Origin of the sequence: Paraburkholderia panacisoli (assembly GCF_008369935.1) — a bacterium.
GTDB classification, from domain to species: Bacteria; Pseudomonadota; Gammaproteobacteria; order Burkholderiales; family Burkholderiaceae; genus Paraburkholderia; species Paraburkholderia panacisoli.
The window spans coordinates 66,298-89,520 of record NZ_VTUZ01000022.1; the positions used below are offsets into that span (position 1 = coordinate 66,298).

Below are 23,223 nucleotides of genomic sequence, written 5' to 3' on the forward strand. Positions count from 1 at the left end.
AAGTTATAGAACGGCGTCCTTCCGAACACCATTGGAGGCGAAGAAGCGCTTCAACCGCACCAGCGCTTCCTGTTGGATCTGGCGCACACGCTCGCGCGTGAGGCCCATTTCATCGGCCAGCTCTTCGAGCGTGGCGGGTTCGATGTGATTGAGCCCGAAGCGGCGCTCGATCACATGCCGATGCTTGTCCGACAGGCGCGCGAGCCACGCGCGTGTCAGCGTTTCCAGCTCGCGATGCTGCACTTCGGCATCCGGCGACTGGCTCTGGTCGTCGGACAGCAGATCGAGCAGGCTGCTCGCCGGGTCGAGATCGAGCGGCGCATCGAGCGACGCCGTGTGCTCGTTCAGCGCGAGAATGTCGGTGACTTCGTCGGTGGTCTTGCCGGTCAGATAGGCAATGTCGTCGATGCTGGCGTCGCGGCGCTCGGCCGCCTCGCCGGAATTCATCGAATTCTTTTCGAGGTGACGTTTGGCGCGCAACACCTGGTTGAGCTCACGAATCACGTGCACCGGCAAGCGCACGGTGCGCGCCTGGTTCATGATCGCGCGCTCGATGCTCTGGCGGATCCACCAGGTCGCATAGGTCGAAAACCGGAAGCCGCGCGTCGGATCGAATTTTTCGATTGCGTGCATCAGGCCGAGGTTGCCCTCTTCGATGAGATCGAGCAGCGGCACGCCGCGATTCAGATACCCCTTGGCGATGCTGACGACGAGCCGCAGATTGCGTTCGATCATCACCTGACGCGCATCGAACTCGCCGGCCTTGGCAAGACGCGAATACTTCTGTTCCTCTTCCACCGTGAGAAGCGGCTTCACGCTGATGCGATTCAGATAATGCTGGATCGTGTCCGCGGTCAGCTCGGCTTGCAGCAGCGCGCGAAAATCGTCCGCGTCCGGCGCGGCTTCGCTCGCGCCTTCGCGGGCGTCGCCGACTTCGTCCACGCCGCTCTGACGTTCGTCGAGATCGTGCTCTTCCGCGATCTCTTCTTCGACTTCCGAAGCGCCGCTTTCGTCCACTGCGGCGGACGAAACCTGGCTGATCGTTTCAGACTCGGCTTGCGGCGGGCGGCGCTTCGATTTCGGCATGGTCGTATCGCTTATTGCGGCGGCAAATACTTCAGTGGGTCGACAGGTTTACCCTGACGGCGAACTTCGAAATGCAACATCACACGGTCGGAATCGCTATTGCCCATCTCGGCGATCTTCTGCCCCTTCGTTACCGCGTCTCCCTCTTTTACCATCAAAGAGCGGTTGTGTGCATACGCGGTGAGATAAGTTGCATCATGCTTGATGATAATGAGATTGCCGTAACCACGCAGCCCATTTCCGGCATAGACCACGCGGCCATCCGCGGAAGCCTTCACTGGATCGCCCGCGGCGCCGCCAATGTTGACACCTTTGTTGGTCGAATCGTTAAACGTGCCGAGGAGCGGTCCGCGCACCGGCCACCCGAATGCGACATTGCCCGACGCGCCGGTGCCCGAGTCGCTCGCGGCGCCCGCAGGGGCCGGCGGCGTCAACGCTGCATTGTTCGCGGCCGAGCCGTACAACGGCGGTGCCGCCACGCCGGCAGCGGCGCCCGCGGACGGCGCCGTGCTGCCGAGCGGCGCGCTTTGCACCGCGCCACCGCCGCCGATCGGCGCAGTCGACACGCCCGGCGTCAGCGCGGCCGTATTCGCACCCGGCGGCACCACACGCAGCAACTGGTCGACTTCGATCTGATTCGGGTTGGTGAGATTATTCCACGCCGAAATATCGCGATAGTTCTGGCCGTTCTCCAATGCGATCCGGTACAGCGTGTCGCCCGGCTTCACGCGATAGTAGCCCGGCGGCGGCGGCCCGAGCGGCACGGCCGGCTGCGCAGCTTGCGTACTGAGCGGGCTGCCGCCGGAACGATCGACGACGGGCGCCTGATCGAGCCGGGATGCACAGGCCGTCATCAACAGGGACAAGGCGAGCACGCACACGCTACGCTGGGTTACGGTCATTGGGACATTCAGGCTGGTTCTCTGCATCGCGCGCAACATACTCATCGGTGTCAAATCACTCCGGATTTTAAGGGTACAAAGAAAACGCGATCAAGCCGCGACTCGCGCCACTGCGCGGGCCCGAGGCGCTCGACCAGCGTCAGCACCTGGTTCTGGCCGTCCTGCGAGCCGACCGGCGCGACCAGACGGCCGCCGATCGCGAGTTGTTCAAGTAATGCCTGCGGCACGTCGAGCCCCGCCGCGGCGATCAGGATCGCGTCAAACGGCGCCGCGGACGGCAGGCCGAGTCGTCCGTCGCCATAGTGCAACCGGATATTCGGAATGCGCAGCGGCCGCAGATTCGTCTTCGCGCGTTCGGACAACGGCTTGATGCGTTCGATCGAATAGACCTCGCGCGCGACCTGGCTCAGCACCGCCGCCTGATAACCGCAGCCGGTGCCGATTTCGAGCACGTTGCCGAGCGCGCGGCCGGCCGCCGCCAGTTCGATCATCCGTGCGACCACCGAGGGCTTGGAGATCGTCTGGTGATGGCCGATCGGCAACGCCGCATCTTCGTAGGCCTGGGCCGCCAGACCCGGGTCGACGAACATGTGGCGCGGCACCACCGACATCGCGTTCAACACGCGCTGATCGGTCACGCCGTTCGCACGCAGGCGTTCGACCATCCGTTCGCGAACCCGTTCCGAAGTCAGCGCCAACGCGCCGCTCAACGCGACGTTCGGCGCGGCCGCGCGTTCGTTGGAACGGGCGGCGGATCTGGCGGATGAGCTCGATTGCGGTGCGCCGCGCGCGGCCGCGCCCGATGCGGAGGTCGACGGCTTGGGCTGTGCTTTGGCCGACTGCGGCTGCGGCTTCGCTTGCGACTGCAACAGCGACGGCGCGGCCTGCGGCTTCGGCGGCGCAATGGTTTGAGGCTTCGGCTGCGGTTTCGCCTGCACGACGGTCTGCGCGTTGCCCGGCGCTCTGGACTGCGACTTGCCCCCGGCGCCGCCCGGCGCATATTTGCCCGGCTGTTGACGCGCATTGAGCGCCGCGCTCGCAGCGAGCGCCGCCGCGCGCACTTCGCCCGGACGCCCTTCGGGGCGGCGCGGTTCGCGCACCAGGTCCTCGAGGCCGAGCGGAAAGCGCTTGGCGCGCTCGCTGGTCATGAAGCGCCGCTGCCGGCGCGCAGCCAGTCGCGCGCCACGGGCAGCATTTGCGTGTGGGTCAGATCGAGCTGCAGCGGCGTGATCGACACGTGCCCATTGGCAACCGCGTGGAAGTCCGTGCCTTCGCTCGCGTCGCGCGCGCTGCCCGACGGACCGATCCAGTAGATCGGCTCGCCGCGCGGGTTGGTCTGGCGGATCACCGGCTGCGACGGATGCCGCTTGCCGAGACGCGTGATAAGCCAGTCGCCGAGTTGCTCGTACGGCAGGTTCGGAATATTGACATTCAGCAACGGATGGCCGGGCAGCGGCTGCTCGAGATAATGCTTGACGATTTCCGCGGCGACCCGCACCGCGTCTTCGAGATGTGCCCAATCCTTGTCGACCAATGAAAACGCGATGGCGGGCACGCCGAACATGATGCCTTCAGTGGCGGCCGCGACGGTGCCCGAATAGAGCGTGTCTTCACCCATGTTCTGACCGTTGTTGATGCCCGACACCACCAGGTCCGGTGTATGGTCGAGCATGCCGGTCAGCGCGATGTGCACCGAGTCGGTGGGCGTGCCGTTCACGTAGTAGAAGCCGTTGGCCGAGCGCAGAACCGAGAGCGGCCGCGACAGCGTCAGGGAATTCGACGCGCCGCTGCAATTCTGTTCGGGGGCCATCACGGTGACGTCCGCGATCGGCTTGAGCGCTTCGTAAAGCGCGGCAAGGCCTGGCGCCAGATAACCGTCGTCATTGCTGAGTAGGATTCGCATGCGGCGATTGTAACCGAGGAAAGATGGCACGCGAACGACACGGCGGCCCCGCGCGCGTAGCGTGTAAAAGCGCACGCGCGAGGTGCGTGGTGAAGCGGCGCCGGCCGCTTGCCGTTGCTGCGTTGTATCGGTGCTGCGGGACTATCGTGGGATTCTCGCGCGGCTGTTACGTGATAGCAGCCCAGCTGTCGAAAGGTCCCAGGAAGGTGTCAAAAACGTGCCGAAATGTGCCACATAAAATAAACGCACGACCGTGCGAATTACTCTACACTCCGAAATGCTTGCGAACCCTGATCGATATGGAGACACGATGCGCGCGATTCGCTGTAATCAATATGGGCCGCCCGAGAGCCTGGTCGTCGAAAACCTGCCGGAGCTCGAAGCGCCGCCCGGCCACGTGGTGATCGACGTCAAAGCGGCAGCCGTCAACTTCCCCGACGTGCTGATCATCGAAAACAAATACCAGTTCAAGCCGCCGCTGCCCTTCACGCCCGGCTCGGAAGTCGCGGGCATCGTGCGCGCGGTCGGCGCCGGCGTCACGCAGTTCACGCCGGGCTCGCGGGTGGTCGCGTTCACCGGTTCGGGCGGCTTCGCCGAACAGGCGCTGGCGCCGGCCGCGGCCTGCGTGCCGCTCGCCGACGGCGTCGAGTTCGAACTGGCCGCGGCGTTCACGCTCGCGTATGGCACCTCGCATCACGCGGTGGTCGATCGCGGCGCATTGCAGGCCGGCGAGACGATGCTGGTACTGGGCGCGGCCGGCGGCGTCGGACTGGCCGCCGTCGAGATCGGCAAGGCGTTAGGTGCGCGCGTGATTGCGGCGGCATCGAGCGACGCGAAGCTCGCCACCTGCGTCGCACATGGCGCGGACGCCACCATCAACTACAGCACGGAAGATCTGCGCGAGCGCATCAAGGCGCTCACCGACGGCAAAGGTCCGGACGTCATCTACGATCCCGTCGGCGGCGTGTATGCGGAGCCGGCGTTTCGCAGCATCGGCTGGCGCGGGCGTTATCTGGTGGTCGGTTTCGCGAACGGCGAAATTCCGAAGTTGCCGCTCAATCTGATGCTGCTCAAAGGCGCGAGTGTGGTCGGCGTATTCTGGGGCGATTTCGCGAAGCGCGAGCCGCAGCGCAATCACGCCGCGTTCCAGCAGATGACTGACTGGATCGGTAAAGGCAAGCTCAAGCCGTACGTGTCCGCGCGCTATTCACTCGAGGACACTGGCCGCGCATTGCGCGATATGGCCGAGCGTCGTGTGATCGGGAAGGTGGTGATCACGCCTTAAGTCTTTGTGCGCCTGATCGATGCTTGTTGAACGCGTGGTCAGTCGTTCAGCAAAAGCAAAAACGGCATGCGGTGTTCAAAACCACATGCCGTTTTTTTATCGAGCGCGCGCCTACAGCTTCTCGGTGTCCCCGGTTTTCGGCTGCCATTTCATGAGGCGCCGCTCGCCCATGCCGACAATCGCATCGAGCACCAGCGCGAACGCGGTCAACACCAGAATCCCGGCGAACACGGTGTTGATATCGAAGGTGCCCTCGGCTTGCAGAATCAGATAGCCGACGCCGCGCGCCGAGCCGAGATACTCACCCACCACCGAGCCGACGAACGCCAGCCCCACCGACGTATGCAAGCTCGAAAACACCCAGCTCATCGCGCTCGGCAAATAGACGAAGCGCAGCAGTTGCTTGCGGTTCGCGCCGAGCATCCGCGCGTTTGCGAGCACGACTGGGCTGACTTCCTTCACGCCCTGATAGACGTTGAAGAACACGATGAAGAACACCAGCGTCACACCCAACGCGACCTTCGACCAGATCCCCAACCCGAACCAGACGCCGAAGATCGGCGCGAGAATCACGCGCGGCATCGAGTTGGCCGCTTTCACATACGGATCGAACAACGCACTCGCGAGCGGCGCGAGCGCGAGCCACAACCCGACACCAAGCCCGAGCGCCGTGCCCAGCACGAACGCAAGCACGGTCTCGACCAGCGTGATCCACAGATGCAGATAGATCTCGCCGCCTGTGAACCACTCCCAGATCCGCTGCAGCACCTTCTGCGGCTCGCCGAAGAAGAACGCGGCCTTGTTCGGATCGTCGAAATAGAACGCCGGCAGCAGCGTCGGACTGGTCAGCACGTACCAGAGCACGAAGCACAGCACGAGCAGCAGCCATTGCCAGATCACCAGATTCGCCCGCCTCGGGCGTAACGTCTTCCACATGACTCGGTTTGCCTTGGACGATTGGATCGACGCGGTTAAACCGCGTTCAGTTGCTGCTGGTAGCCCTTGAGCACTTCATCGCGCAACACGCTCCAGATCTGCGCGTGCAACTCGACGAAGCGCGGATGCGCGCGAATTTCGGCGACGTCGCGCGGACGCGGCAAGTCGATCGTGAATTCGCCCATCGGATGCGTGCCCGGTCCCGCCGACAACACCACCACGCGATCGGACATCGCGATGGCTTCGTCGAGATCGTGCGTGATGAACAACACCGCTTTGCGTTTGGCGGCCCACAGGTCGAGCAATTCGTTTTCCATCAGCTGACGCGTCTGGATATCCAACGCGGAAAACGGCTCGTCCATCAGGATGATGTCGGGGTCGAGAATCAGCGTCTGCGCCATCGCGACGCGCTTGCGCATGCCGCCCGACAGTTGATGCGGATAACGGTCGCCGAACCCGCCGAGGCCGACGCGCTTTAACCACTCGTCGGCTTTGACGCGCGCTTGCGCGGCCGGCACGCCGTGAAACGCGAGGCCGGCCATCACGTTGTCGATGGCCGAGCGCCACGGCATCAACGCGTCGGCCTGGAACATGTAGCCGGCGCGCCGGTTGATGCCGTCGAGCGGTTCGCCGAACACGCTGACCGTGCCCGATGACGGCGCCAGCAAGCCCGCGCCGATGTTCAGCAGCGTGGATTTACCGCAGCCGGTCGGGCCGACCACCGAGACGAACTCGCCGGGTGCGATGCGCAGCGTGGTGTCCTTGACCGCCGTGTAGCGCTGCGCGCGGTTGTCGCGCGCGGCGAACGTGCAGGTGATGTTTTCGAGCGCCAGAGCGGCAACGGTCATCGTTCGGCTCGCTTCTTCGAAGATCGGGTTTTAGTAGGTGATGTGGTTGTGGCGGGCGTGGGCGAGGCAGACGCAGCGGAGCCGCGTTGGCGTTGCGCTTTACGTCCGCGCTTTGCGCTTACGCGTTACGCCCGCATCACGCCTTGACGGTAGTCAGCGCTTTCTTCACGAAGTCGTTGGTCCACGCCTTCGACAAATCGATCGGCTTGCCCTGCATATTTGGGTCGAATGTCTGCAGCGTCTTCAGCGACGTCGCGGGACCATCTGCGGGCATCAAGCCATCGGGCGACATCGCTTCTTTCACGTGCTGCCACGCATCCAGATACACCGCGCGGTCGCCGAGCAGATAGCCTTCCGGCACCGTGTTGATCAACTCGCTGCCGGTCGACGCCTGCAGCCACTTGAGCGCGCGCACCATCGCGTTGGTCAGCGCCTGGGTAGTGTTCGGATTCTTCGTGATGAAGCTTTGCGACGCATACAGGCACCCTGCCGGCATGTCGCCGCCGAACACGCTGCGCGTATCGGCGAGCGTGCGCGTGTCCGACACGACGCGGATCTCGCCCGCGCGTTCGAGCTTGGTCATCACGGGGTCGAGATTGGCGATCGCGTCGATCTGCCCGGACTGCAGCGCGGCGATCGCGCCCGCGCCTGCTCCCACGCCGATGAACGCAACGTCTTTCGCGCTCAGCCCGGCCTTCGCGAGCACGAAGCTCGCCATGATCGAGGTCGACGAACCCGGCGCGGTGACGCCGATCTTCTTGCCCTTCAGATCGGCGATCGACTTGTAGTTCGGCATGGTCCTCTTCGACACCGCCAGCACGATCTGCGGCGCGCGGCCCTGCAGCACGAATTCGCGGAACATCTGCTTCTGCGCCTGCAACAGCAGCGTGTGTTCGAACGCGCCGGAGACCACATCCGCGCTGCCGCCGACCGCCGCCTTCAACGCCTGCGAGCCGCCGGCGAAATCCGAAATCTCGACTTCGAGCCCTTCGTCCTTGAAGTAATTGCGACGCTCGGCAATCGTGAGCGGCAGGTAATAGAACAGGTTCTTGCCGCCGACCGCGATCGCCACCTTGGTGGTTTCAGGTTTGCCCTGCGCGAAAGCGAACGGCGGGGCCACGAGCGTCGCTCCCGCGAGCGCGGCGCTACCGGCGAGAAAGGTTCTGCGTTGCATGGTCTGTCGTCTCCAAACTTTGTTGTCCGGCTTTTTTCAGCTTGTTTTGCAGCTGTTCTATCGCTGCTCTGTTTTTTGCCGCGGCGCTCGTGGGCGCTGCGCTTCACACGATCTGTTGCGCGTGCAACCTTGCGATGTGCTCAGCATCATAACCTAGCGATTGCAGGACTTCATCGGTATGTTCACCCAGTTCGGGACCGAGCCAGCGCGTCTCGCCGGGCGTCGCCGAGAGCTTCGGCGTGACCGCCGGCAGCGTGATTTCCTGGCCGTCCTGCCACTTGAAGCGCTGAATCATCTGGCGCGCGATGAACTGCGGATCGGTGAACATGTCCGCCACGCTGTAGATGCGGCCAACCGGCACGTCGGCCGCATTCAGCACCGCGAGCGCTTCATCGATGGTGCGCGTGGCGAGCCACGCGGCGATCGCGCCGTCGATTTCCTGGGTGCGCGGCACACGTCCGTCGTTATGCGCGAGCCCCGGATCGTTGGCGAGATCGTCGCGCTCGATCGCCACCATCAGCCGCTTGAAGATCGGGTCGCTATTGCCGCCGATCACGATGCTGCCGTCGCGGCACGGATACGTATTCGACGGCACGATGCCCGGCAGCGACGCGCCGGTGCGCTCGCGCACCATGCCGTAGACGCCGTACTCGGGCACCACGCTTTCCATCATGTTGAAGACGGCCTCATACAGCGCGACGTCGACGACCTGGCCCTTGCCGCCGTTCACCTGCTTGTGATGCAGCGCCATCAGCGCGCCGATCACGCCGTGCAACGCAGCGATCGAATCGCCGATCGAAATGCCGATGCGCGGCGGCGGCAAATCCGGGTAGCCGGTGATATGCCGCAAGCCGCCCATCGATTCGGCGATCGCGCCGAAACCGGGCCGGTCGCGATACGGGCCGCTCTGGCCGTAGCCGGACAGACGCACCATCACGAGGCCGGGGTTTTCGGCGGACAGCACGTCGTAACCGAGCCCGAGTTTTTCCAGCAAACCCGGCCGGAAATTTTCGACGACGATATCCGCTTCTTTCGCGAGACGCCGCACGATCTCCTTGCCCTCTTCGGCTTTCAGATTGATCGTGACGGACTTCTTGTTGCGCGCCTGCACGGCCCACCACAGCGACGTGCCGCCGACTTCCGGATATAGCTTGCGCCATTTACGCAGCGGGTCGCCGCCTTTGGGGTCTTCGATCTTGATGACGTCGGCGCCGAACTCGCCGAGAAAACGCGCGGCGAACGGGCCGGCGATCAGCGTGCCGAGTTCCAGCACCTTGACGCCGGCGAGCGGGCCGGGCTGTCCATGCGGCGCGGCGCTCGCGCCTGATTCAGGGGTGGCGCTCATGGGTCTCCTTTGTTCTGGTCCTGACGTGGGCGGTCGTGACGTGGCGGGTGCGGATGCGCGCGGCGGTCTGGTCAGCCGTCTGCCGGCGCCGCGCTACATCGAACGGCGGTCGAGCATCGCGCGGGCGATCGTGCCGGCGTCGACATATTCGAGCTCGCCGCCCACCGGCACGCCGCGCGCGAGACGCGTGACGGCGAGACCGCGTGCCTTGAGCGTCTGCCCGAGGTAATGCGCGGTAGCCTCGCCTTCGTTGGTGAAATTGGTCGCGAGCACGACTTCCTTGACGACGCCATCCGACGCGCGCCTGACCAGCCGGTCGAAATGGATCTCCTTCGGGCCGATGCCGTCGAGCGGACTCAGCCGCCCCATCAGCACGAAATAGAGGCCGCGATAGGTCATGGTCTGTTCGAGCATGATCTGGTCCGCAGGCGTTTCGACGACACATAGCAGCGTCGGATCGCGCTCATCATCGAGGCAGACTTCGCAGATCTGCGCCTCGGTAAAGGTGTTGCATTTCTCGCAGTGCTGCAGATGCTCGGTCGCGAACAGCAACGAGCGACCGAGCTTCTCGGCGCCCTCGCGGTCGTGCTGCATCAGGTGATACGCCATGCGTTGCGCGGACTTCGGCCCGACTCCGGGCAACACGCGCAGCGCTTCGACGAGCGCCGACAAGGCGGAAGGTTGTTTCATGCGGATCGGCGTCGAAGTGTTTAGTGCCCGTGCAGGCGGGTGGCGATGCGGCGGATTCGGTCAGGCAAATGCCGGCGCGGCTGCGGCGCGGATACCCGCGCCGCAGGGCAGTTCGAGCTGGGGTGAGCCAGCACGAGCTGGCGCGAATGGAGATGCGCGTGCAGGCGGCGCGTTGCGTTCGAGCCGCGCATTCCATTCGCGAGTCCGGCCGGCGCGTTCCGCTCACGCCGCGGCGCTCGCCCGCCTCGCGGCGGGGTTCAGAACGGCAGCTTGAAGCCCGGCGGCAGCGGCAGGCCCGAGGTCATGCCACCCATCTTTTCCTGGGCGGTGGCTTCGGCCTTGCGCACGGCGTCGTTGAACGCGGCGGCGACGAGGTCTTCCAGCATGTCCTTGTCGTCGGCGAGCAGGCTCGGGTCGATCGACACGCGGCGCACGTCGTTCTTGCAGGTCATCGTAACCTTCACGAGACCGGCGCCCGACTGCCCCTCGACTTCGATCTGCGCGAGTTGCTCCTGCATCTTCTTCATGTTTTCCTGCATCTGCTGAGCCTGCTTCATCAGCCCGGCGAGTTGGCCTTTCATCATGGACATGCTCCTTCTTGATAGCGTGAAATCTGGAAATCGGTCGCGCTACAGCGGATAACGCGGCGAATCAGTGGACCGACGACGCGCCGTTCGAGGCGGCGTCCGGGGTAATCGGGCGAATCGAGCCGGGCACGATGCTCGCGCCGAACTCGCGAATCAGCGACTGCACGAACGGATCGGCGCCGATCTCGCGCTCCGCTTCCTGCTGGCGCTGCGCGCGCAACGCGGCGTCGTTCGCGGCGGCGGTGCGCCGCGCCGCACCGACTTCGACCAGCACGTCGACATTCTGGCCGAGCCTTTCGGCGAGCGCGCTCTTCAGTTTAGCGACCTGCGACGCTTCCGCGTACTGCGGCACCGGCACGTTCAGCTTGAGCGTGTTGCCTTCGAGCGACATCAGTTCGCTGTTGAACGCGAGCTGGTACGAAATGCCCTTCAGCGGCAAATCGACGGCGAGCGCCGGCCAGTCGCCCTTGAAGCCGAGCGGATCGAGCGGCACGGCGGGCGGCAGCGGGCGCGGGTCGACCGCCGGCGCCGATGCGGCGGCAGCCGTGGCCGTGGCATTCATGCGGACATCGTCCGGGCCGCGGTCGAAGACGGGCATGTAGTCGTCGTCCGGCGGGCCGAAATAGCCGTCGTCCGATGCCGAGATCGGCACGTAGTCGTCGGGCGGCATGTCGTCCCATGGCGGAACCGACGAGCCACCCTGCTCCGCGCTGCCACGCGCAGGCGGCGACGACGCTGCACGAGCGGCCGGCGCGGCATCCTGCTGCGGCGCGCGGCGTGGACCACCGGGCGTCGGCACCGGGACCACCACGCGCGGCGCGGCGGCGGGCTTCGGCGCTGCCGGCGCGGCAGCCGCTGCTGAAGTGGCGCGGCCACGATCCGACGAGACCTTCAGGCCAGCGCTGCGCAACACGTCGAGCGCGGCGCTTGCGCCGCCTGCGCGGCGCGGCGCGGTTCCGGCTGCGGATGGCGGCTCTTGCTGCGAGGCCGCCGCCTGTTCCGTGCGCGCGAGCGCCGCAGTGGCCGACGCGGTGAGAGATGACGCAGGCGCCGCGGCAGCGGGAGCGGGTTTTGCTGGGATATCGCTTACGCGCGCGCTATCGAGACCAGCGTTCGCGGCGACTGCGTTCGAAACGGCGTCGGCGGGCGCATCGTCCCACGGAGCCAACGCAGCCGGTACGCTAGGCGCCGACTTCGCTTCATCGGCAGCCGGCATCGACTCGACGACGTTGGCCGCTTCGGCAGCAGATGATTGCGATGCTGCCGTATCAACCGAAGGCGCTTGAGCGCCCATTGCATCGGCGCTTCGTAGCGCAGCGGACGATGCGGCTGCGGCCGCCCCAACCGATGCAGCACCCTTGTTCGCCAACGCATCGCTGCCCTGCGCTTCGCGAGCACTCGCCGGCGCAGCGGCAGCCGTCACGGTCGAGCCCGGCAAGGCCCGCAATGCCGCCACCGTCGGCGCACCCGTGCGCTTCGCACCCGCCGCCCCCGTCTGACCAGCAGCACGCGCCGCACCCGCCGCGTTGTTGCCGCCACCGCCGGTCGGCGCCGGCTCGAACGCCAGCATCCGCAGCAGCGTCATCGTAAAGCCGGCGTATTCGTCCGGCGCGAGACCCAGTTCGCTTCGGCCGATCGTCGCGATCTGGTAGAACAATTGCACCTGCTCCGCGCTCAGCGTTTCGGCAAAGCGGCGCAGATCGCCGGCTTCCGGCCACTCGTCCAGCACCGACGAAGGTGCGAACTGCGCCCACGCAATCCGGTGCAGCAAACTCGCCAGATCCTGCAAGGCCGTCGAAAACGACAGGCTGCGCAGCGCCATCTCGTCGGCGACCGCCAGCACAGCGGCGCCGTCGCCGTCCGCGAGCGCGTCGAGCAGACGGATCAGATAGCTTTGATCGAGTGCGCCGAGCATCCCGCGCACCGCCTCTTCATTGACCTGATTGGCCGAATAGGCGATGGCCTGATCGGTCAGCGACAGCGCGTCGCGCATCGAGCCATCGGCTGCGCGCGCAAGCAGGCGCAGCGCCTGAGCGTCGTACGGCACCCTCTCTTCGCCGAGAATGTGCTCGAGATGCGACACGATATGACCAGCGGGCATCTGCTTCAGATTGAACTGCAGACAGCGCGACAGCACCGTGACCGGAATCTTCTGCGGATCCGTGGTGGCGAGAATGAACTTGACGTGCGACGGCGGCTCTTCCAGCGTCTTCAGCATCGCGTTGAAGGCGTGGTTAGTCAGCATGTGCACTTCGTCGATCATGTAGACCTTGAAGCGCGCGTCGACCGGCGCATACACCGCGCGCTCCAGCAGCGTCGCCATTTCGTCGACGCCGCGATTGCTCGCCGCGTCCATCTCGACGTAATCAACGAAGCGCCCTTCGTCGATTTCACGGCACGCACGGCACACGCCGCACGGCGTGGAAGTCACGCCGGTCTCGCAATTGAGCGCCTTGGCAAAGATGCGCGACAGCGTGGTTTTGCCGACGCCGCGCGTGCCGGTAAACAGATAGGCATGATGCAGACGGCCACCGTCGAGCGCGTGCGTGAGCGCGCGCACCACGTGCTCCTGTCCGACGAGCGAAGCGAAATCCTTCGGCCGCCATTTGCGTGCGAGAACTTGATAGGTCATCCGGAAATTGTATCAGTAACGATGCCGCGCAAAACCGAATCGAAACGATGTGCGAGCGCGTGTCACCGCTTCATTGAAAGAGGCTAACGGACCGATAGAAAAAAATGGATGAAGCGCGCGAAATACGACCGCGACACGACGGCATGCACCGAGGAAGGCGACGCTAAGGGTAAAACCCGAGTTGAGGAATATTGCGGAAGAACCCGCGGAGACAAACAGAAGAACGACAGAAAAAGGAAGGTGACGAGCCCGACCCTCGGCACTGGTGGAAAACGGCTGTGGCTGCTTCGTTCCCGACCTGACCAGGTTGACCATCCCTCCATGCGAGGAGGCCCGTCACGAAACATTCTATCACCGCTTGGCGCATCGCGCGACTGTTAATACGAGCAAAGGGACATCGACGCGCCGAATCAGGCTCTTCACACCATATAGACGGAGCCCCGCTTGCTCGCGGGCGAGGCACTTGAGTTCGCGCAGCCAGCCACCACATAAGCTGCGTCACAGTGATTGAAGGTGGTTGAAACGCGCCTGGAACGTAGTAGCACTTCACCGGCAGCCGTTAGCCCCACTGCCCCTGATGAGTACTATCGCCCCCGGCAACGCATAGCGAATTAAGCTAAACTGCCGTACGGATGACCCGCATGCGCGAGGCTTCCGCACATTCCAGGATATGGCATCAACGTTTCCGGCATGTGTTGGCAAGACTCCGAGTGCGGCAAAGCGAACGGAAGTTTCCTTAGGTTTTGACGTATCGTGGCGAGCAATTCAGGCGGGCCTCGAACCGATAGAGGTATTCATACAATGAGCGAACAAATCAAGCATATTAGCGACGCATCGTTCGAACAGGACGTCGTGAAATCCGACAAACCCGTGCTGCTCGATTTCTGGGCCGAATGGTGCGGTCCGTGCAAGATGATCGCGCCGATCCTCGACGAAGTCGCGAAGGATTACGCGGATCGTCTGCAGATCGCCAAGATCAATGTTGACGAACATCAGTCGACGCCGGTCAAGTTTGGCGTGCGTGGCATCCCCACGCTGATCCTGTTCAAGAACGGCGCTGTCGCCGCGCAGAAGGTCGGCGCGTTGTCGAAGTCGCAGCTCACCGCGTTCCTTGACGGCAACCTGTAAAGCGGCGCATATCGGCGCTCCCGGAGTCCGCGAGACTCGCGAGCAGGTCGAAATGGGCGTGTTGTCATCCGGCAACACGCTCAACAAGAAAGATGCCATGCCGCCGCACTGGCGGAAATTGGCGTGTGCTATGCTAGAATCCGCAAAACGTCGAAAAGACGTGTAAGTCCTTGAGCGGTTCCGCTCACTCTCCTCCCAGATTTCATTTCGTCGCACCTTCTCCTGCGGGTTCTCCGTATGCATTTATCCGAGCTTAAGACTCTGCACGTGTCCGAATTGATCGAGATGGCCAATGGCCTCGAGATCGAAAGTGCGAACCGCCTGCGCAAGCAGGAACTGATGTTCGCCATTCTAAAAAAACGAGCCAAAACGGGCGACACGATCTTCGGCGACGGCACGCTCGAAGTGCTTCCGGACGGCTTCGGCTTCCTGCGCTCGCCGGAAACCTCGTACCTCGCCAGCACGGATGACATCTACATCAGCCCGTCGCAAATCCGCCGTTTCAATCTGCATACGGGCGACACGATCGAAGGTGAAGTGCGCACGCCGAAAGACGGCGAACGCTATTTCGCGCTGGTCAAGGTGGACAAGGTCAACGGCCAGCCGCCGGAAGCCTCGAAGCACAAGATCATGTTCGAAAACCTGACGCCGCTGCACCCGAACAAGGTGCTGCTGCTCGAGCGTGAAATGCGCGGCGAGGAAAACGTCACGGGCCGCATCATCGACATGATCGCGCCGATCGGCAAAGGCCAGCGCGGCCTGCTGGTGGCATCGCCGAAGTCCGGCAAGACCGTGATGCTTCAGCACATCGCGCACGCGATCAAGCAGAACCACCCCGACGTCGTGCTGTTCGTGCTGCTGATCGACGAACGCCCTGAAGAAGTGACCGAAATGCAGCGTTCGGTGGCCGGCGAAGTGATCGCCTCCACATTCGACGAACCCGCCGCGCGTCACGTGCAGGTCGCCGAAATGGTGATCGAGAAAGCCAAGCGCCTCGTCGAAATGAAGAACGACGTGGTGATTCTGCTCGACTCGATCACACGTCTCGCGCGCGCCTACAACACCGTCGTGCCGGCCTCGGGCAAGGTGCTGACGGGCGGTGTCGACGCCAACGCGCTGCAACGTCCGAAGCGCTTCTTCGGCGCGGCGCGCAATATCGAGGAAGGCGGTTCGCTGACCATCATCGGCACGGCGCTGATCGAAACCGGTAGCCGCATGGACGATGTGATCTACGAAGAATTCAAGGGCACCGGCAACATGGAAGTGCACCTCGAGCGCCGTCTCGCCGAGAAGCGCGTTTACCCGTCGATCAACCTGAACAAGTCCGGCACGCGCCGTGAAGAACTGCTGATCAAGCCCGAAGTCCTGCAAAAGATCTGGGTGCTGCGCAAGTTCATTCACGACATGGACGAAGTCGAGTCGATGGAATTCCTGCTCGACAAGATCCGCCAGACGAAGAGCAACTCCGAGTTCTTCGACATGATGCGTCGTGGCGGCGGCAGCTAAAGCCTCACGCCAGCTCAGCCGCATCGGCCGTACCGCAAAAACCGCTCGTCACCAACGAGCGGTTTTTTTTCGTCCGCCCACTTCGCTTTTCGGGTTCCGGCGCTGCCCAGCCGCTGAACCTGTACGTGAACGTACACGTTGGAGTACAATGCGACCAGTCCGTCATACCTGCCACTGCTCATGTCGAAGGACTCACCCGCCTTACTGACCGTGCGTGACGCCGCCGAACGCCTCGGCGTCACGCCGCGCACGCTCAAATACTACGAGGAACGCGGCCTCGTCTCGCCCACGCGCAGCGAGGGCCGTTACCGGCTCTACGACGAAGAGGACCTCAAGCGCTTCGGCCGCATTTTGCGTTTGCGCTCGCTCGGCTTCTCGCTGCACGGCATCACCGAAATGCTCAAGCGTCCGCTGGAGCCCGTCGATGGCGGGCATCGCTTTTCGACCGAATCGCTGAAGCAGATTCGCGACGCCATTGGGCAACAGGTCGAAGCGCTCGACGCTCGCATCGAAACGATGCGCCGCGAACTCAAGGAAGCGCAAAAGCTGCGCGCCGAGTTGAGCCCCGACCTCGACTATCTCGAACGACGCCTCGCCGGCGAGAATGCCGACGCGCTGCTCGCACAACGCCGCAGCGCGCTTGCCAAAGCGGCAAAGACCGCGAGCACGGCACAATCTCCTTCGGCAAAGCGTGCAAAGAAAGCACGACCCGCCGCGCCGGACGAATCGTCATGAGCGCGGCGTCGTCCCGCGTCGCGCTCTTCAGCGTCGAAAAACTGCGCGGCGATTTTTTCCCCTGGGTATTGGCGGTCGTCACCGGCCTCGACTACTTCGACAATTCGATCTTCTCGTTTTTCACGAGCTATATCGCCGGCGGCATCAATGCGTCGCCCGACGAACTGGTGTGGGCCTCGAGCGCCTACGCGATCGCGGCGGTGCTCGGCATCCTGCAGCAGCAATGGTGGGTCGAGCGCTTCGGCTACCGGCGCTACGTGGCCGGCTGCATGCTGCTCTATTGCGCCGGCGCGATCGCCGCCGCACTCTGCGAATCGTCGATCGAACTCGCCGTGGCGCGCGGCTTTCAGGGCTACTTCATCGGCCCGATGATGGGCACTTGCCGCATTCTGATCCAGATGAGTTTCACGCCGCAGCAGCGGCCAGCGGCCACGCGCGCGTTTCTCGTGCTGATCGTGTTGAGCAGCGCGCTCGCGCCTTTGATCGGCGGTCAACTGGTCGCGCATTTCGACTGGCGCGCGCTGTTCGCCTGCACCGCGCCACTGGGCGTGCTGTTCGCGGTACTGGCCCTGCTCGCGCTACCCGACTCCGGCAACCGCCTGCCCGAAGAGCGCGGGTCGGCGCATTTCCGGCCATATCTGATCTTCGCGTTCGCCCAAGGCGCGCTGCAGATCGTGATGCAGCAGCTGCGCTTCCAGCTGTTCAGCGCGTCGCCCGGGCTGATTCTGCTGACGGTCGCCGGCCTCGTCGCGCTGGGCTGGTTCGCGTATCAGCAGTGGCACCATCCCGCGCCGCTCATGCGTCTACATGCGCTGCGCGAAAGGGTCTTCCAGGTCGGGCTCGTGCTGTATATGTTCTACTACTACATCTCGACCGTGTTCAGCTATCTGATCTCGCGCTTTCTCGAAGGCGGCCTCGGCTTTCCGGTCGACAACACCGGGCGGCTGGTCGGCGTGACGTCGCTGATTTCCGCGAGCGCGCTGTTCGTTTATCTGCGTTATGCGAAGCTGCTGCCGCGCAAGAAGTGGATCATCGTGCCGGGCTTCGCGGTGGCGGCGTTCACCGCTGCGTGGATGACACGTATGTCGCCAGGTGTCGGCGAAGCGGCGCTCGTCGTGCCGTTGTTGCTACGCGGACTGCTGTTGCTGTTCATCGTGTTGCCGGTCGCCAATCTGACGTTCAGAATCTTCGCGATCGAGGAATTCACGCACGGCTACCGGCTGAAAAACATCGTTCGGCAGTTGACGATCTCGTTCGCCACAGCCTCGGTGATCATCGTCGAGCAGCATCGGCAGGCATTGCATCAAACTCGCCTCTCTGAGTTCGTGAATCCGTACAATCCTGTGTTCCAGAACGCGCTCGCCGCGCTGACGCACGGCTTCGCCGCAGCAGGCCGCCCGGCACCCGAGGCGCACTCGCTGGCGCTCGTCGAAATCAGCCGGACGGTTGCGCAGCAGGCAAGCTTTCTGGCTTCGCTGGACGGCTTCTACTTTCTGATCGGCGTAGCGATTTGCGGCGGCATTTTCGCCGCATGGCAAAAACAGATCGACTAAGGTTCACCAGGCAATGCTTTCGAAACTCACTCAATGGCTGGGCTCGCGCCGCCGCGACCGCGCGCTGCGCGACTACGCGATCGACGACGCGCTGTGGCAAGCCACGCTCGACGGCCTGCCGTTTCTCGCGCACCTCGATGCGCCGGACCTCGCGCGGCTGCGCGAGCTGACCAGCCTGTTCATCGCGCAAAAGGAATTCTCGACCGCCCACGAGCTCGAGCTGACCGACGCGATGACCGTGGCGATCGCCGCGCAGGCGTGTCTGCCCGTGCTGAACCTGAGTCTCGATCTGTACCGCGGCTGGGTCGGGGTGATCGTCTATCCGGGCGAATTCGTGATCCGCAAGACCGTCGAGGACGAGGACGGCGTGGTGCACGAAGTCGAGCACGATGCGAGCGGCGAAGCGTGGGAAGGCGGCCCGGTGGTGCTGTCGTGGGAAGACGCGCAGATGACGGACGGCACGGAAGCGTACAACGTCGTGATTCACGAATTCGCACACAAGATCGACATGCTCAACGGCGAGGCGGACGGCCATCCGCCTCTGATGCGCCGCTGGCATGCGCCGCTCGACTCGCAGGCGTGGGCCGACGTGTTCGACTCCGCGTACGACCAGTTCTGCGCCCGCGTCGATGCGGTGCCGGAGCGTCGCTGGGCGCGTTTCGAGCGCGAGTCGCTGATCGATCCGTACGCGGCGGATCATCCGTCGGAATTTTTTGCCGTGTGCAGCGAGGCGCTGTTCGCGACGCCGCGGGCGTTCGAAGCGGAGTATCCGGAGCTTTACCGGCTGCTCGCGCGCTATTACCGGCAGGACCCGGCGCGCGTCGGAGTGACCTTCACGCCGGCCTGACAGCGCGCTTCTCCCGCCGTTATGCCTCGGGTCGGCCGGGCAAGGCCCAGAGCCCAAAATCCGCCCACGCTGCGGCGGCCGGCATTGTCGTCGCGGAAACAGCCTCCTTCACGGCTGCCAAAAAGCTGGCAGAAAAGTCGTCAAGCGACTGATTTTCTGGCATAATCGCCGTTTTTCGACCATAGGCAAGTGGCTCGCGCCTAGATGCGGTCCGCGCTTTGCGGCTGCACGCGGGTTGGCTACCGCCAGATTAAAGGAAAGACCATGAAAGAAGGCATTCACCCGGATTACCGCGAAGTCCTGTTCATCGACATGTCGAACGACTTCAAGTTTGTGACGCGCTCGACCATCCAGACGCGTGAAACCGCCGAATTCAACGGCAAGACCTACCCGCTCGCCAAGATCGAAGTGTCGTCGGAATCGCATCCGTTCTACACCGGCCAGCAAAAGATCATGGACACGGCAGGCCGCGTCGAGAAGTTCAACAAGAAGTTCGGCGCACGCGCTACCGGCAAGGCAGCAGCGAAGTAATACCCGCCTCGTCGCTGGCTTTGGCCGGCAGCGAAGCAGCAAAAAAGGGCAGCGCGAGCTGCCCTTTTTTTGTCACCTGCGCTGGCGGCTTGTTTGCGGGCTTGTTTGTAGCCTCGGTAGTTGCCTCATGCACCGGCCAAGGATCGCCGATGCCGTGCTCATGGCACCCGCTGCAGCTGCGCTCGCAATGCGCGTGTTACAGGCTTCACAACGACGTTGCGGACCGTTATCAGCCGTGACGCGCAACGCACGGCACGACTACAATGCCGGATGCTCCAGATGGGCCATTCCGGCCGGACACGTCGTCCGGTCATGGCCGCACCGCTTATCCAATTTCCACACACCGCATGAGACCTGTCGTTCGCCTCACTGCCTCTGCGACCAGTGCGCTACCGCGCTGGCTGCTGCTGACCATCTGTATCGTCTACGCATCGTTCGGGCTGTTCGGCCGCGATCCGTGGAAGAACGAGGACGCAGCCGGCTTCGGTGTCATGTGGACCATGGCGAACGGCGGCGCCCACGACTGGCTGCTGCCGAATCTGGTCGGCAAATACCTGACCGAGGACGGTCCGCTCGGGTACTGGCTCGGCGCCAGCGCGATCCGCGCGCTCGCGCCGTGGGTCGATGCGAGCAACGCGTCGCGCGTGTTCACCGGCCTGCTGTTTTGCGCGGGCTGCGCGTTCGTCTGGTATGCGGCCTACCTGCTCGGCCGGCGCGCCGAAGTTCAGCCGTTCAAGTACGCATTCGGCGGCGAGCCGGAGCCGCGCGACTACGGCCGCACACTCGCCGACGGCGCGCTGCTGATTCTGCTGGCCTGCTTCGGCCTTGCCGAACGCGGTCACGAAACCACGCCGCAACTGGTGCAGTTCGTCGGCATCGCGATGCTCGTGTACGGGCTCGTGCGGATGATCGACAAGCCGATTCAAGGCGCGCTGATCTGGGGTCTCGCGCTCGGCTTCGTCACGCTCGCGAGCAGCCCGGTGCTGGTCTGCGCACTGCTGATCGGCACCTTGGCGATGTCGCTGATCGTGCGCGAAGGGCGTTCCCGCTGGCTGCTGCTTGCCGGTCTGCCGGTCGCGCTCGTGGTGTCGGTGTCGTGGCCGATCGCCGCGCTCGCCGCCTTTCCCGACGACGCCGTCTGGTACCTGAATCAATGGGTGCATGTCAGCCTGAGTTCGTTTGCCGGGCCGCCGGGCTCGGTCGCCGCCTATGCGCTGAAAAACCTGCCGCTTTTCACGTGGCCGGCATGGCCGCTCGCGCTGTGGTCGTGGTTCAGCTGGAAAGGTCTGCGGCGTGCGCCGCACGTGGCGATTCCACTTTCGGTGATCGGGCCGCTACTGGCGCTGGTGATCCTGCAGAGTCATCAGTCCAACCGGCTCTATATGCTGTTGCTGCCGCCGCTCGCGGTGCTCGCCACCTTTGCGCTGCCCACGCTCAAACGCGGCGCGATCAACGCGATCGACTGGTTCGCGCTGCTAAGCTTCACGATCCTCGGCAGCTTCGTCTGGCTGGTTTACGTGGCGGGCCTGACCGGCTTTCCGCATCCGCTCGCGCGCAATCTCGCGCGCCTCGCGCCAGGTTTCGCGCCGCAGTTCAAGATTCTGTCGTTCGTCTGCGCGGTCGCCGTGACCGTGTGCTGGTTCGTGCTGGTGCGCTGGCGTCTCGCGCGTCATCCGAAAGTATTGTGGCGCAGCGTGGTGCTCTCGAGCGCCGGCACGACGCTGATGTGGGTGCTGCTGATGACGCTGTGGCTGCCCGTCGTCAACTACAGCCGGACCTATAAGGACGTCGCGCAACAGATCGCAAGCCATCTGCCGGATGACTACACCTGCATTTCGCCGGTGCGCCTGGGCAATGCGCAGATCGCCACGTTCGCTTATTTCGGCGACATGCACTTCTCGTTCGACCAGGACTGCGACGTCATCCTGCGTCAGGACTCGAATGAGTACGGCGACCCGAGCGCGATGCCCGACTACATCTGGAAACTGGTGTGGGAAGGCCGCCGCGTGGCTGACCGCGATGAACGCTTCCGTCTGTACGTACGGATCGACCGGCCGAAGCCGCCAGTCGTCAAGCGTCGCAGCTGGCACAAGAAGCTCGACTGACCATGTTCGCCGACGTACGGAAAATCGCCGCGCTGGCGTGGCCCGTATTGATCGGCCAGCTGGCGATCATCGCCTTCGGCGTGATCGACACGGCGATGGTCGGCCGATACTCGGCGGTCGATCTGGCCGCGCTCGGCCTCGGCTCGTCGATCTATATCTCCGTCTATATCGGACTGACCGGCATTCTGACCGCGCTGCAGCCGATCGCCGCGCAGCTCTACGGCGCGCGCCGCGACGCCGAGATCGGCGAGGAAGTGCGGCAGTCGCTGTGGCTCACGCTCGTGCTGACCGTGATCGGCTTCCTGATTCTGTTTTTCCCCGGACCCGTGCTGCATCTGGCGCGCGTGCCCGACGCGCTGCATGAACGCACGGTCGCGTATCTGCGGATTCTGGCCTTCGGCCTGCCTGCCGGCCTCGCGTTTCGCGTCTACAGTTCGGTCACCAATGCGGTCGGCAAACCGCGGCTCGTGATGATCCTGCAGATCGGCGCGCTGCTGCTCAAGGTTCCGCTCAACACGTGGTTCATCTTCGGCGGATTTGGCGTACCGGCGCTAGGCGGTCCGGGGTGCGCGCTTGCCAGTACGTCGATCAACTGGGCTCTGGCGGTGCTCGGTATGGTGTTGCTGACGCGTGTCGACGTCTTCAGGCCGTTCGCGATCTTCGCGCACTTCTGCTGGCCGGTGTGGCGGCGCCAGGCCGCGCAGTTGCGGCTCGGCATTCCGATGGGCCTGTCATATCTGATCGAAGTCACGTCCTATACGTTCATGGCGCTGTTCATCGCGCGCTTCGGCACGACGACGCTCGCCGGACATCAGATCGCCGGCAACATCGGCGCGGTGCTGTACATGACGCCGCTGTCGATCGGCATTGCTTCTTCGACGCTGGTCGCGCAGGCGCTCGGCGCGCATCGTCCGGAAGCGGCGCGCACGCTGTCGCGTCACGGAATCGTGATGGCGGTCGCGATCGCCTGCTGTTATGGCGCGATCGTGCTGGTGCTGCGGCCGTACATCATCGAAGGCTATACGCCGAATGCGCAGGTCGTGGCGGCGGCGATGCCGCTCGTGCTGATCGTCGTGTGCTACCACCTGTTCGACGCGTTGCAGATCACCACCGCGTTCGTGCTGCGCGCGTACAAGGTGGCGGTCGTGCCGACCGTCATCTATGCGGTGGCGCTGTGGGGCGTCGGACTGGGCGGCGGCTATCTGCTCGGCTTCGATGTGAGCGGCGTCACGCCTCAATGGCTGACCGGCGCGCGTGGATTCTGGGTCGCGAATACCGCGAGTCTGGCGATTGCCGGAGTTGGTTTGCTGATGTACTGGCGGACGGTGAGCAAGCGGTATTTGCGCGGCGGTGCGGCGGTTTCGCTGGATTCGGCGGGGTGAAGGTCGATGGGTAGGCCTGACGGGCTGCTCGCGTGGCCCGGTGCCTAT

The 23,223-nt window shown here is 64.1% G+C and carries 20 protein-coding genes and 1 other RNA gene; 9 read left to right on the forward strand and 12 right to left on the reverse strand.

Annotated features, from left to right (window positions below; all coding sequences use genetic code 11):
* Window positions 1-3: 3 nt before the first annotated feature.
* From rpoS to surE, 4 genes are read right to left on the reverse strand one after another with little or no spacing between them, the layout of a single operon-like run.
* A complete protein-coding gene (gene rpoS, locus FVF58_RS28585) occupies window positions 4-1,086 on the reverse strand; it encodes an RNA polymerase sigma factor RpoS (protein ID WP_149673143.1) in 1,083 nt (360 codons plus the stop codon).
* Between the two features lie 11 nt (window positions 1,087-1,097).
* Window positions 1,098-2,033, reverse strand: a complete 936-nt coding sequence (locus tag FVF58_RS28590; protein WP_149673144.1) for a peptidoglycan DD-metalloendopeptidase family protein — start codon at window positions 2,031-2,033, stop codon at window positions 1,098-1,100.
* Window positions 2,034-2,038: 5 nt separating this feature from the next.
* Entirely contained in the window at window positions 2,039-3,136 is a 1,098-nt protein-coding gene (locus tag FVF58_RS28595) for a protein-L-isoaspartate(D-aspartate) O-methyltransferase (protein ID WP_149673145.1), read from the reverse strand.
* Entirely contained in the window at window positions 3,133-3,891 is a 759-nt protein-coding gene (gene surE, locus FVF58_RS28600; protein ID WP_149673146.1) for a 5'/3'-nucleotidase SurE, read from the reverse strand. The genes FVF58_RS28595 and surE overlap by 4 nt, the downstream gene beginning before the upstream one ends.
* 310 nt (window positions 3,892-4,201) lie before the next feature.
* On the opposite strand from surE, the gene FVF58_RS28605 reads away from it, so the two are divergent.
* Window positions 4,202-5,176, forward strand: coding sequence for an NADPH:quinone oxidoreductase family protein (locus FVF58_RS28605; RefSeq protein ID WP_149673147.1), 975 nt, complete (start codon window positions 4,202-4,204; stop codon window positions 5,174-5,176).
* Between the two features lie 111 nt (window positions 5,177-5,287).
* On the opposite strand, the gene FVF58_RS28610 is transcribed toward FVF58_RS28605, so the two are convergent.
* The 8 genes from FVF58_RS28610 to ffs form a co-directional block, all read right to left on the reverse strand.
* Window positions 5,288-6,112: an ABC transporter permease gene (locus tag FVF58_RS28610; protein WP_149673148.1), complete on the reverse strand. Its 825-nt coding sequence runs from the start codon at window positions 6,110-6,112 to the stop codon at window positions 5,288-5,290.
* 35 nt (window positions 6,113-6,147) lie between these two features.
* A complete protein-coding gene (locus tag FVF58_RS28615; RefSeq protein ID WP_149673149.1) occupies window positions 6,148-6,960 on the reverse strand; it encodes an ABC transporter ATP-binding protein in 813 nt (270 codons plus the stop codon).
* Between the two features lie 136 nt (window positions 6,961-7,096).
* Window positions 7,097-8,134 carry an ABC transporter substrate-binding protein gene (locus tag FVF58_RS28620; RefSeq protein WP_149673150.1) on the reverse strand — a complete coding sequence of 346 codons (1,038 nt, stop codon included), beginning with the start codon at window positions 8,132-8,134 and terminating at the stop codon, window positions 7,097-7,099.
* Window positions 8,135-8,237: 103 nt separating this feature from the next.
* On the reverse strand, window positions 8,238-9,479 hold the full coding sequence (locus FVF58_RS28625; RefSeq protein WP_149673151.1) for a CaiB/BaiF CoA transferase family protein: 1,242 nt from the start codon (window positions 9,477-9,479) through the stop codon (window positions 8,238-8,240).
* A 93-nt stretch (window positions 9,480-9,572) separates the two neighbouring features.
* Window positions 9,573-10,169, reverse strand: coding sequence for a recombination mediator RecR (gene recR, locus FVF58_RS28630; RefSeq protein WP_149673152.1), 597 nt, complete (start codon window positions 10,167-10,169; stop codon window positions 9,573-9,575).
* Window positions 10,170-10,426: 257 nt separating this feature from the next.
* Window positions 10,427-10,753: a YbaB/EbfC family nucleoid-associated protein gene (locus FVF58_RS28635; protein WP_006048866.1), complete on the reverse strand. Its 327-nt coding sequence runs from the start codon at window positions 10,751-10,753 to the stop codon at window positions 10,427-10,429.
* A 67-nt stretch (window positions 10,754-10,820) separates the two neighbouring features.
* A complete protein-coding gene (locus FVF58_RS28640; protein WP_149673153.1) occupies window positions 10,821-13,388 on the reverse strand; it encodes a DNA polymerase III subunit gamma/tau in 2,568 nt (855 codons plus the stop codon).
* A gap of 239 nt (window positions 13,389-13,627) precedes the next feature.
* Window positions 13,628-13,726, reverse strand: an RNA gene (gene ffs, locus FVF58_RS28645) — signal recognition particle sRNA small type.
* Window positions 13,727-14,189: 463 nt separating this feature from the next.
* Here ffs and trxA point away from each other — a divergent pair.
* The 8 genes from trxA (at window position 14,190) to FVF58_RS28685 (ending at window position 23,175) form a co-directional block, all read left to right on the forward strand.
* On the forward strand, window positions 14,190-14,516 hold the full coding sequence (trxA, locus tag FVF58_RS28650) for a thioredoxin TrxA (RefSeq protein WP_006048864.1): 327 nt from the start codon (window positions 14,190-14,192) through the stop codon (window positions 14,514-14,516).
* Between the two features lie 237 nt (window positions 14,517-14,753).
* On the forward strand, window positions 14,754-16,022 hold the full coding sequence (rho, locus tag FVF58_RS28655; RefSeq protein WP_006048863.1) for a transcription termination factor Rho: 1,269 nt from the start codon (window positions 14,754-14,756) through the stop codon (window positions 16,020-16,022).
* Window positions 16,023-16,202: 180 nt separating this feature from the next.
* A complete protein-coding gene (locus FVF58_RS28660; RefSeq protein ID WP_149673154.1) occupies window positions 16,203-16,757 on the forward strand; it encodes a MerR family transcriptional regulator in 555 nt (184 codons plus the stop codon).
* A complete protein-coding gene (locus FVF58_RS28665) occupies window positions 16,754-18,310 on the forward strand; it encodes an MFS transporter (protein ID WP_149673155.1) in 1,557 nt (518 codons plus the stop codon). The genes FVF58_RS28660 and FVF58_RS28665 overlap by 4 nt, the downstream gene beginning before the upstream one ends.
* A 13-nt stretch (window positions 18,311-18,323) precedes the next feature.
* The gene (locus FVF58_RS28670; RefSeq protein ID WP_149673156.1) at window positions 18,324-19,157 is read left to right on the forward strand and encodes a M90 family metallopeptidase; all 834 of its coding nucleotides are present in this window, start codon (window positions 18,324-18,326) and stop codon (window positions 19,155-19,157) included.
* 264 nt (window positions 19,158-19,421) lie between these two features.
* Window positions 19,422-19,688 (forward strand): type B 50S ribosomal protein L31, encoded by a 267-nt coding sequence (locus tag FVF58_RS28675; protein ID WP_149673157.1) that lies wholly within the window; start codon window positions 19,422-19,424, stop codon window positions 19,686-19,688.
* 347 nt (window positions 19,689-20,035) lie between these two features.
* Complete coding sequence (locus FVF58_RS28680; RefSeq protein ID WP_149673158.1) at window positions 20,036-21,793, forward strand: ArnT family glycosyltransferase; 1,758 nt, start codon at window positions 20,036-20,038, stop codon at window positions 21,791-21,793.
* A gap of 2 nt (window positions 21,794-21,795) precedes the next feature.
* Entirely contained in the window at window positions 21,796-23,175 is a 1,380-nt protein-coding gene (locus FVF58_RS28685; RefSeq protein ID WP_149673159.1) for an MATE family efflux transporter, read from the forward strand.
* Window positions 23,176-23,223: the final 48 nt, after the last annotated feature.